This is a genomic window from bacterium (assembly GCA_040753555.1).
Lineage (GTDB): Bacteria > UBA9089 > UBA9088 > UBA9088 > UBA9088 > JBFLYE01.
The window spans coordinates 1-3842 of the sequence record JBFMDZ010000195.1 but is presented as its reverse complement, the minus strand read 5'-3'; the positions used below and the strand labels follow the sequence as shown (position 1 = coordinate 3842).

Below are 3842 nucleotides of genomic sequence, written 5' to 3'. Positions count from 1 at the left end.
GAAGGGGAGAAATTTCTCCGTTTCACAGAAAAAGGGGAGAATGGGTGAAAAAATACAAAGCTATAAAGACTTAAAAGTTTATCAAAATGCGATGAATACAGCTATGGAAATTTTTAGATATTCCTTACTTGATCAAATCCGAAGGTCATCCCGTTCGGTATGTGCAAATATTGCAGAGGCATGGAGGAAAAGGCGATATAAATCCGCATTTATTGCCAAATTAAGTGATGCAGAAAGTGAAGCATGCGAAACTCAGGTATGGTTAGAATTTGCAAACCGATGTGGTTATATAGATTCTATTATGACAACAAAGATTAACTCAAATTATGACCAAATCATTGGACAGATTATACGAATGATTGAGAAAGTGGATAAATGGTTAATTAGACAAAGATGATATTCTCCCTTCTCTTTTTCTTAAGATTCTCCGTTTCACAAAGAGGGGGTGAATAATTACAAAAAATCCTAGTTTTTAAGCTCACCCAATATCCTCTTTATCTCAGCGTCATCGGGAGAAATTTTAAGGATTGCCTCAAGATGTTTAATACAGAGATCCCTTTTTCCATTATTTAAATACCTTAAAGAAAGCTCCTTATGAAGGCTAATAAGCTCATCCTTGTTTTTATAAATTTCTGTTAATCTGCTAAATATTTCTTCTGCATCAGAAATATCCCCTCTATCAAGCATAATTAGTCCAAGCTTCTTTGCATTTCCAAAAAGCATAGAATCCCAGGGAAAGCCATAAAGCCCGGCAAGGAATGTATTGCCTGCCTCCTTGTATCTTCCCTGATTTCCATATATTGCCCCAAGGTTGTTATATGTATTCCCAAGATATGGATTTATTTTAATGGCTTTTTCATATATGGGAAGGGCTTTATCTATATCCTGCTTCATTTCATAACCCATACCAAGGATTGAAAGGAGGATGCCATCGTTTTTGAAAATTCTGCAAGCATTTGACATCTCAAGGATTATTTTATCAGGCCAATCGGCACCGTAATTTTTTCCCATATCAACAAGATATGTCCCATAGGATTCCCTGTATTGATGGCAAAATGGGTTAAGCCTTATTGCCAGTTTATGGTCACTCTTTCTAAATGCTATATCTGCATAATAGAAGAAAAAAAGAGGGATAAAGAGAAAGAATGTGGGAATAAGAAAGAGAAGAATTTTATCCCTTTTTATTATCCTTATTTTTTGTTTTTTCTGTTTTGTAAGGAGAAATAAAGAACCCATCATCATCCAAAATAAAGATGAAATACAAGGAAGGCCAAAACTAAACTCATTCTGGACAAGATAGCCTAATACACCTAAAATAGCCCCAAGAATGATAACCCTTTCCTCATAAGCTGATTTAAAAAATAGCCTTATTCCTGCTAGAAAGAAGGCAAAAATAAGAAAGATATAAGAGGAAAGACCAAGAAGACCCCTTGTTACTGATGTATCAAAAATGTCGTTGTGCATCCTATCTTCATACTCAAATGGAAAATCATGGGTGTAGACCTTGTAAAGATAGTAAGGGTATGTAATACCTATTGCCTCAGGTCCTATTCCAAGAATTGGGTTATCCATAACCATTTTTATCCCCGTTTTCCACATCATAAGTCTGGCACCCGTTGAACCCGCCTTTTTCTTTTCTAAAAAAAGGCTTTTAATCTCATCCAATCTGGCAATAAATGATGTCTCCTTTTTAAGATTTACAACAATTCCACAGATAAGGAATATAGAAAAAAGGACAAATAACCTCTTTTTTGGGATTTTATCCCTTAAAATAAATAATGCACATCCTCCAATAAATATTTCAAAGAATAAGCCAACATAGCATGCCCTTGTATTTGCAAAGAGGAATCCAAGAAAAGTAATAAGAAACGAAATGCCATATAGAAAAGAAAACCTTTTTGAAAGGAGGAATAATGAAAAATTAAGGGGAAGAACCATAATTGTATATGCCCCAAAGAATACAGGGTTTCCAAATGTTGAAACAACCCTGTCTTTACTAAATCCTCCCCAGGAAAGATTAAGTGGGTCATAGTTATAATGCTGCATAATCCCATATAATGCTGCCAAAGTTCCTGCCAAAACAGCGGTATTCATTACAAGCTTAATATCATCTCTTTCCAGAAGATTGGAAACAGCAAAGAAGAGAAAGATATAGTTTATAATAGTAATAAAACCCTCTTGCCTCTCATAAGAACCAAAAAACGAAAGAATTGGACTACGCGAAAAGATAACAGAAAGAACAAGGATTATAAAATAAAAAGCAATGGGGAGAAAAAGGGGTGTTTTTACAAATCCAGCCTGCTGCTTTGATAATTTTACAACCCATATTCCCAAAATAAGAAAGGAAAAAAACCTTAAGAATGTAACTTTGGAAACCCCAAATGTTGAGGCAATGTTTGTATCCATATAAATGGGCATTCCCAAGAGAAGAAGAAAAAATAATACCCTAGTAATCCAGGTTAATACTTTCATCCTTTATGGTTTCAAATCCATTTATTTTTTTATTTCTATTATCTTTTCTATGTAAGGTTTATGCTAAAAAATCAGGGGAAGAGAGAAATTTAAGAGCATCAAGATTGTTAACTAGGTTATACATAGGGATGCCTTTTTTTATATCTTTGTAATCTAGACAGGAAAGGCTTCTTAATGGAGGATGGTTTTCGTATTTTGGGTTTTTTATCCAGCCATCAATTGTAAGAAAGTAACCACCCCCTCCTTTTTCCTTTATTGGTCCATAGATAGATGAAAATAAAGAAGAAACCCAATTTCCCATAACAAGCCTCTCTTTTTTTTTGTTTATTGTAATATGCCCATAATTTGGAGGAATAATCACCTTATCACCAGAAGATGCGCTAACAAAATAGGCATCAGAGAAATCATCCTTTTGCATAAGATATATTGCTTCTCCCTCTAATACCTCATAGATTTCAGGATAGGAAAGATTGCTATTGGGAAAATTTGGATGAAAATGACCGGCTGTTTTTACATATTCTAATCCCAACATATTTGGAGGGATAATGGTAATATCATACCTTAAATTATGACTGGCTATTTTTTCTTTATCATCTTCATTTTGAGAAAGGTCTCTATACATATAATAGAGAGGAAAATCTAATGCTTTTTTCTCATAATCTTTATCATAAAGAAGGCCTTTTATATCAAAAAGCATTCTTACATCAGGGGTTTTTCCTTCAATTAAACTTAGCATTTTAAGCAAAGAGAAGCATACTCTTTCTTGTTTCCTCCTCTTCCTTGTGAAAAAGCCTGTTTATCCTTCGTAAGAAATCATCTATGTGGAGGGGCTTTGTAATAAACTCCTCTGCCCCTTCTCTAAATGCCTTTGTTTTTTCCTCTGCACTTATTCTTGCTGTAACCATAGCAACAGGGATGTGCAGGGTTTTTCTACAGGCTTTAAGCCTTTTTAAAACATCCCAGCCATCCATTCCAGGCATCATAATATCAAGAAGGATAAGATCTGGCTTTTTCTGATAAGAAACATCAAGGGCAGACATTCCATCATATGCTGTTGTAACCTCATAGCCTTCCATTTCAAGAATGGCTTTAATTATCTCACTAATATCAGCATCATCCTCAACAATTAAAACCTTCTTCTGGCTCATATTAAAATTTTACATCTTGCAAACCAATTTTGTCAATTTCCTATTTTCGCTACTGCATTGTAACGCAAATTATTAAAAGAAAGAAATTCAATTAAAAATGTAACTATTCACCCTATAGGGAAATAAGGAATGTATATGTTTAGATAATGTTAAGGAAAATAATGAAGCCAAAGAATAAAAATCCCAATGTCCAAATCCCAATGACAAATGAAATCCCAATGT

Annotated in this window: 4 protein-coding genes; 1 reads left to right on the top strand and 3 read right to left on the bottom strand. The window is 34.1% G+C overall.

Translation table 11 applies throughout. The features are described from left to right. Positions 1-397, top strand: a 397-nt coding sequence (locus AB1630_11105) for a four helix bundle protein (GenBank protein MEW6104340.1), incomplete at its 5' end; no start/stop codon positions are given. Positions 398-465: 68 nt separating this feature from the next. On the opposite strand, the gene AB1630_11100 is transcribed toward AB1630_11105, so the two are convergent. Genes AB1630_11100 through AB1630_11090 form a run of 3 tightly spaced genes read right to left on the bottom strand, consistent with a single transcriptional unit; the run spans position 466 to position 3620 of the window. Then, the gene (locus tag AB1630_11100) at positions 466-2472 is read right to left on the bottom strand and encodes an O-antigen ligase family protein (protein MEW6104339.1); all 2007 of its coding nucleotides are present in this window, start codon (positions 2470-2472) and stop codon (positions 466-468) included. Positions 2473-2530: 58 nt separating this feature from the next. Continuing rightward, positions 2531-3208 carry a glucose-6-phosphate isomerase family protein gene (locus AB1630_11095; protein MEW6104338.1) on the bottom strand — a complete coding sequence of 226 codons (678 nt, stop codon included), beginning with the start codon at positions 3206-3208 and terminating at the stop codon, positions 2531-2533. Between the two features lies 1 nt (position 3209). Then, a complete protein-coding gene (locus AB1630_11090) occupies positions 3210-3620 on the bottom strand; it encodes a response regulator (protein MEW6104337.1) in 411 nt (136 codons plus the stop codon). Positions 3621-3842: the final 222 nt, after the last annotated feature.

What these genes read in the sequence shown, in the direction of transcription:
- AB1630_11100 (MEW6104339.1), bottom strand. Translation starts at nt 2,472, where the DNA reads ATGAAAGTATTAACCTGGATTACTAGGGTATTATTTTTTCTTCTTCTC.
- AB1630_11095 (MEW6104338.1), bottom strand. Translation starts at nt 3,208, where the DNA reads ATGCTAAGTTTAATTGAAGGAAAAACCCCTGATGTAAGAATGCTTTTT.
- AB1630_11090 (MEW6104337.1), bottom strand. Translation starts at nt 3,620, where the DNA reads ATGAGCCAGAAGAAGGTTTTAATTGTTGAGGATGATGCTGATATTAGT.